At 64.9% G+C, this 6,356-nt stretch carries 7 protein-coding genes; all 7 read right to left on the bottom strand.

Features of this window, described 5'->3' with window-relative positions; all coding sequences use genetic code 11:
- A partial coding sequence (locus WBA38_RS01190) for a DUF6779 domain-containing protein (protein ID WP_424321851.1) occupies positions 1 to 797 on the bottom strand: 797 nt, incomplete at its 3' end.
- 69 nt (positions 798 to 866) lie between these two features.
- Complete coding sequence (locus WBA38_RS01185; protein WP_424297473.1) at positions 867 to 1,418, bottom strand: DUF3180 domain-containing protein; 552 nt, start codon at positions 1,416 to 1,418, stop codon at positions 867 to 869.
- Positions 1,415 to 1,924, bottom strand: a complete 510-nt coding sequence (gene folK, locus WBA38_RS01180) for a 2-amino-4-hydroxy-6-hydroxymethyldihydropteridine diphosphokinase (protein WP_424297475.1) — start codon at positions 1,922 to 1,924, stop codon at positions 1,415 to 1,417. Before folK ends, WBA38_RS01185 begins: the two co-directional genes overlap by 4 nt.
- Positions 1,921 to 2,319, bottom strand: coding sequence for a dihydroneopterin aldolase (folB, locus tag WBA38_RS01175; protein WP_424297476.1), 399 nt, complete (start codon positions 2,317 to 2,319; stop codon positions 1,921 to 1,923). Before folB ends, folK begins: the two co-directional genes overlap by 4 nt.
- On the bottom strand, positions 2,312 to 3,157 hold the full coding sequence (gene folP / locus WBA38_RS01170; protein WP_424297512.1) for a dihydropteroate synthase: 846 nt from the start codon (positions 3,155 to 3,157) through the stop codon (positions 2,312 to 2,314). Before folP ends, folB begins: the two co-directional genes overlap by 8 nt.
- A 41-nt stretch (positions 3,158 to 3,198) precedes the next feature.
- Positions 3,199 to 3,843: a GTP cyclohydrolase I FolE gene (gene folE, locus WBA38_RS01165; protein WP_424321850.1), complete on the bottom strand. Its 645-nt coding sequence runs from the start codon at positions 3,841 to 3,843 to the stop codon at positions 3,199 to 3,201.
- 11 nt (positions 3,844 to 3,854) lie between these two features.
- Positions 3,855 to 6,239: an ATP-dependent zinc metalloprotease FtsH gene (gene ftsH / locus WBA38_RS01160; RefSeq protein WP_424321849.1), complete on the bottom strand. Its 2,385-nt coding sequence runs from the start codon at positions 6,237 to 6,239 to the stop codon at positions 3,855 to 3,857.
- Between the last annotated feature and the right edge of the window lie 117 nt (positions 6,240 to 6,356).

The following is a 6,356-nucleotide window of genomic DNA, read 5'->3' as shown; positions in this document are numbered from 1 at the left end:
GGTCGGGGCTGTTCGGCGCGGGCCTGTTCGGCGCGGGGCTGCTGGGGACGGGGCTGCTGGGAAGGCCCGGCCGGCGGCTCGTAGGCCTGCGCACTGTAGGCGACGCGATCGAACGGTCCGGTCTGGGGCGTTTCGTCGGCTTCGGGATCTTCGGTGACAACCGGGATGATTTCCGTCATCTCGACCGGATCGACTTCTTCGACGTCCTGCGGTTCGGTCGGCACGTGGCGGCCCGTATCCGAGGGCGGTGCGGTGGTCGCGAAGTCACGATCGGCAACGAAGCGATCGTCCGCGGCTGCGGCGGTGTATCCGGTACGACCGGCACCCAATTCGCGGGGACGTTCGAGGCCAATCGCCACCCGGGCATCGGGAAGCGGCTTGCCGAGCAACTGCTCCAGACTCGACCGAAGCGCCAATACTTGGGCCTTGAGCTCGTCTAGTTCCACGTTCGATTCCGCTGAGATTTCCTGGCGGATCGCCACCTCAACGTCGGACTCGTACTGTCTGCGGGCCGAGATCTCGCGTTCCAATTGCAGCTCGTAGACGAGCCTGAGGTCACGACTGCGTGACTCGGCGACGTCGGCCTGCCGCCGGTACTTGGTCACCAGGACTGCACCGATGACCGCTGCCCACAGCGCGGCAATTACGGCTAGGGTCGCCTGGATCGAAAAGTCATTTCCGAGCACCATTAGCAGGCTCGCGATGAGCGCCAGCAAAACCAACAACCCGATGAGCCATTGTCCAGCCGTGGACGGTCGCTTTGTTTTGGCCTCTTCGGATCGTTCCCTAGTGGTCATTGGCCAAACTTACCGCTATTGCCGCTGCTAACGGGGTTAGCACGTGGGCCGTGTCGGGTATTGCCTGCACTAGGCCAAGCTTGGCGGACTATCCGGGGCAGAGTCGAATTCGTCCGCCGACGGATCATCGGGAGCCCGACAGCAGTGCTCCAACCACATCGCCGCAGCGGTGAGAACGACGCCGCCGACCAGCCCGATGATGGCTCCCGGCCGATCCTGACGCGCGGCATCGAGAATGCCGTTCTGCATCAGGAAAATCAGCACTCCGGTCCACCCGCCCGCGGCGACGGCACCGAGAATGGCCGACGCCTTCGCCAGGGCGACGAGTCGCGCGGCATTGATCGGATGGAGTTGCCCGCCCGCCCGGCCGACTTCACGGTTGGCGATGCGCTTCTTGACGACGAATCCAATGACGACTTCCAGGGCCGCAACCACGTACAGGGAAAGGCCCGACAGCAGGGGTAGGTCGGGGAACGAGCCGTAGTTGTAGTGGATCAGGATCCACATCGCCAGGCCCGCCACCACCGCGACCGCCGTCAAGTCCCGGAAGCGGATCGGACCGAGTTTGTGGCCCTCCCCCTCCGGATCGTGCTTCTCCCCCACTGGCCCGAGGCCCGTCACGGCGTTGCCTCCAAGCGCCGAACTGCGGCTACATCGTCGGCGTCGAGGGCAGCCACCAGCTCGACGACAGACTGCTCCCCGCTAGCGGTCCACAGGGTTGCGTCCGGATCGATTTCCAGCCACGGCACCAACACGAAGGCCCGCTGCGACGCTCGCGGATGCGGCAGGGTGAGTTCGTCGTCGTCGGAGATCACCGGCTCACCGTCGGTTTCCGCGGCCACCACGTCGACGTCGAGAGTTCTGGGGCCCCAACGTTCGTTACGGACGCGGTCGGCGACGCGTTCGAGTTCCCAACAGAATTCGAGCCACTGTCTCGGGGTCCGGGAGCCTTCCGCGATGAGCGTGATGTTGGCAAAGTCGTCCTGATCGACGCCGCCCCACGGCGGCGTCGAATACACCGCCGAGGCAGCAATGAGGTCAGCCCCGACGGCGTCGACGACCGCCTGCAAGTGTCCCCTCGAGTCGCCGATGTTCGATCCTGCGGACAGGACCACCCGCGTCGTCACGGTGTGGCCCGTCGAGCTGCGGCGATGGCTGCCGTCTTAATCGACCGCCGGGTCACCACGGCGACGTCGTCGAAGGTCAGCGGGATCGGCGCGGACGGCTTGTGGACGGTCACCTCACACGCCGAGATCCGATCATCGCCCATGATGGCGTCGGCAATTTCCGCGCCGACGGTTTCAATGAGATTGCGCGGCGTGCCCGCCACGATGTCGTGGGCGGTTTGCGCCAGCGAACCGTAGTCGACGGTGTCTGCAAGGTTGTCGCTCGCGGCCGCAGCCTGCAGATCGAGCCACAGGGTGATGTCAATGATGAACTCTTGGCCGTCGCGGCGTTCGTGATCGAAGACACCGTGATTACCTCGGACTCGGAGCCCCTTGAGTTCGATGCGGTCAGCCATGTTCATTGCCTCTCCGACCGCCGCCACGCCAGGCGAGGGCCACTTCGATGGCGTCGCGACTCGACGCGACGTCGTGCACGCGAACGCCCCAGGCACCACCGGCTGCCGACAGCGCGGAGATGGCGGCGGTCGCAACTTCGCGGCCCGCCGGGGGCCGATCCACACCGTCCCGCGCGAGCAGCGAGCCGAGGAAACGTTTGCGAGACGCCCCGATCAGGACCGGGAATCCCAGTCCGACGAGGGTCGGGAGGGAATGCAGCAGTGCCCAGTTGTGATCGGCGTTCTTCGCGAAGCCGAGTCCCGGATCGAGGATGATCGCATCGGGATCGACGCCCGCTGCGACAGCGGCATCCACCTGCCCGAGCAGTTCACCGGAGACCTCGGCAACCACATCGCGGTAGCCGCCCGCTTCGTCGATGCGGTGGGTGAAGTGGCGCTGCCCGCTCGGCGCATTGTCGGCTGGCCGCCAATGCATCAGGATCCACGGGACCGATGCGTCGGCGAGGACCCGAGCCATGTCAGCATCTGCCCGGCCGCCAGAGACATCGTTGACCAGGCCAGCGCCAGCTTCCAGCGCATCGGCGGCAACAGCGGCGCGCATCGTGTCGACAGACACCCGGGCTCCGGCGGCCACCAATTCTCGGATGACCGGTACCACCCGCCCCGATTCGGCTTTCGGGTCAACACGAATCGCGCCGGGACGCGTCGATTCGCCCCCGACATCGATGATGTCGGCACCGGCCTCCAGCAATTCCAAACCGTGCGCGATCGCCTTATCGACCTGAAGAAACTGGCCGCCGTCGGAGAACGAATCGGCAGTCACGTTCAGCACGCCCATGACGAGCGTGCGATCTTCGCCGGCCGAGGGACGTTCCGAGGTCACCGGGTAATCAAGTCCAGTGCTTCTCCGCGGGAAACCACGCTGGTTTTAAACAGTCCGCGCACCGCCGACGTGGTGGTGCTGGCACCCGGTTTGCGGATACCTCGCATCGCCATGCACAGGTGCTCGGCTTCAATCACCACGATCACGCCGCGCGGATTCAACTTGCGCACGATCGCGTCGGCGATCTGGCTGGTTAGTCGTTCCTGGACCTGCGGGCGTTTGGCATACAGGTCCACAACCCGGGCCAGCTTCGACAGTCCGGTCACCTGACCGGTCTCGCCGGGGATGTAGCCGACGTGCGCCACCCCGTGAAATGACACCAGGTGATGCTCGCAGGTCGAGTACATCGGGATGTCTTTGACGAGGACGAGTTCTTCGTGGTTCTCGTCAAAGACAGTGGCGAGCACATCGTCGGGGTTGGTGTAGAGGCCCGCGAACATTTCCCGGTAGGCGTTGGCCACGCGGGTGGGTGTGCGCACCAGGCCTTCCCGGTCGGGATCCTCGCCCACCGCGATGAGGAGTTCCCGGACGGCGGCCTCGGCTCGCGCTTGGTCAAAATCGCGCTGTCCCTCGGGTGCCGGAACAACGAGGCCGTCGACGGCGTGCGGATCTACGCCATTCACGTTGCTGGTGTTCGTCATATCGGGTCTCCTCACTGACCGTCGCGTGGCTCGTCTGCGGGCGGCCATCCGGGTGCCGACCAGTCGCGCGGGGCGCCGTAGTCGGGGCGGGTTCCGTGCCCGGGACGTGATGCGTCATTCGGCGGCGCCACCGGGTCGTTGCGCGAGTCACCATCGGAAGGCGCACCCTGCGGCGCCTCCTGACCGTGTTGCGGCTGAACCGGCTGAGGCTGGCCGTACGGCTGTCCGTAAGCAGGCTGCCCGTACTGGGGTTGGCCATACGGCTGCCCGTTCTGTGGCTGCCCGTACTGCGGTTGGCCGTACTGCGGTTGGCCGTACTGGGGCTGCCCGTACTGGGGCTGACCACCGTATTGCGGCTGACCATACTGCGGTTGCCCGTAATGCTGGCCGGCGCCCTGCTGGGCCGGATCGCCGTACACCGGCTGCGGCACCGCGGGCACCACCGGTTCCTCGACGGGAGGCCACGGCTCGCCGCGTTCGACGGCGAGTTCACCCTTCGTCTTGATCGGCGGTTTCGTGCTCGGCGTACGCTCACCGAACTCGTCGAATTTGGTGATGCGGGGCCGCTTGATGACATCGCGCAAGATGTCCTCGAGGTCCTTGCGGATCAGCGTTTCCTTCTCCAGCAATTCGCCGGCGAGGACGTCGAGTACATCGCGGTACTGGTTGAGAATCGCCCACGCTTCGGTGTGCGCCGCCTCAATCAGGTTTCGAACCTCGGTGTCGATCTCGGCAGCGACATCTGCGGAGTATTCCACTCCGCCGCCCATGCCGCGGCCCATGAACGGGTCGCCCTGGTCTTGGCCATAACGGACCGCCCCGAGCTTGGCACTCATGCCGTATTCGGTGACCATTGCGCGGGCAATCTTGGTGGCCTGATCGATATCGGAGCTCGCACCCGTCGTCGGCTCATGGAAGACCAACTCTTCTGCGGCACGACCACCCATTGCCATGACGAGGCGGGCGAGCATCTCCGAGCGGGTCATCAGCTCTTTGTCCTGCTCGGGCACGGCCAGCGCGTGACCGCCGGTGCGTCCTCGCGCCAGGATGGTGACCTTGTAAATCGGGTCGAGGTCGGGCATCGCCCACGCGGCAAGCGTGTGGCCGCTCTCGTGGTACGCCACGACCTTCTTCTCGTGTTCGCTGATAACGCGGCTCTTGCGTCGCGGTCCACCCACCACGCGGTCGACAGCTTCCTCGAGCGCCTCACCGGAGATCACCGTCTTGTGCTCGCGCGCCGTCAGGAGGGCGGCCTCGTTGATGACGTTCGCGAGGTCGGCACCGCTCATCCCCGGTGTCCGCTTGGCCAATCCGTCGAGATCAGCGTCGGGGGCAATCGGCTTGCCCTTGGAGTGCACGGCCAAGATGGCGCGGCGGCCCGCGATGTCGGGGTTGCTGACCGGGATCTGGCGGTCGAAGCGTCCGGGACGCAGCAGCGCCGGATCCAAGATGTCGGGGCGGTTGGTCGCAGCCATCACAATGACGCCGGACCGATCACCGAAGCCGTCCATCTCCACCAGGAGCTGATTCAGGGTCTGCTCACGTTCGTCGTGACCGCCGCCCATGCCAGCACCGCGCTGGCGACCGACCGCGTCGATCTCGTCAACGAAGATGATGCACGGACTGCTGGCCTTGGCCTGTTCAAACAGGTCACGGACGCGGGAGGCACCCACACCGACAAACATTTCGACGAAGTCCGAACCGGAAATCGTGAAGAACGGCACGCCCGCCTCACCGGCGACGGCCCGCGCTAGCAGCGTCTTACCGGTTCCGGGAGGGCCGTACAGCAGGACGCCCTTCGGGATCTTGGCGCCGAGTGCCTGGTAGCGGGACGGGTTCTGCAGGAAGTCACGGATTTCGTCGAGTTCTTCGACGGCTTCATCGGCACCGGCGACATCGGCGAACGTGGTCTTCGGCATGTCTTTAGACAACTGCTTGGCCTTGGACTTACCAAAGCCCATCACGCCGCCCTTGCCGCCTTGCATGCGGCTCATGACGAAGAAGAACAGGCCGAACAGGATCACCATCGGCAGCACAAAGATCAGCAGCGACTGCCAGATCCCGGAATCCTTGGTGACGTTGGTCTGGTACTCGGCACCGGAGTTGCTGACCGTGTTGAAGATACGGTTGCTGACCCCGGCGGGATACTGCGTCGAAATCTTGGTGGCATCAGAATCACCGACCTTGATCGGCTTGGTCAACGTGATGCGGAGTCGCTGCTCGCGGTCGTCGATCTGAACCGACTTCACGTTCTTCTGGTCCAACTGGGTCATCGCGATCGACGTGTCGACGTCGGTGTACTCGCGGTCGGAATTTCGCATCATGCTGAAGCCCCAGATGGCAAACAGAATGACGGCCACAATGGCCAGATTCCGGAACAGTGTCTTGCGATTCATTCGGATACGCGTGGATTCGGTCGACGTGTGAGGGGCTCCCCGCCCGTCGCCGTGCCCATTTGTCCTTCCCGTCGGCTCAAATTCGAGGCTACCTGCACCCCTGAGTTGTCAACTTAA

Source organism: Gordonia sp. (in: high G+C Gram-positive bacteria), assembly GCF_049647785.1.
Lineage (GTDB): Bacteria > Actinomycetota > Actinomycetes > Mycobacteriales > Mycobacteriaceae > Gordonia.
The sequence above is the reverse complement of the archived record's forward strand: the minus strand, read 5'-3'. Positions and strand labels throughout refer to the sequence as shown.

Bases quoted from the DNA above. Each gene is read 5' to 3' on its own strand.
- folB (WP_424297476.1), bottom strand. From the start codon at position 2,319: ATGGCTGACCGCATCGAACTCAAGGGGCTCCGAGTCCGAGGTAATCAC.
- folP (WP_424297512.1), bottom strand. From the start codon at position 3,157: ATGGGCGTGCTGAACGTGACTGCCGATTCGTTCTCCGACGGCGGCCAG.
- folE (WP_424321850.1), bottom strand. From the start codon at position 3,843: ATGACGAACACCAGCAACGTGAATGGCGTAGATCCGCACGCCGTCGAC.
- ftsH (WP_424321849.1), bottom strand. From the start codon at position 6,239: ATGAATCGCAAGACACTGTTCCGGAATCTGGCCATTGTGGCCGTCATT.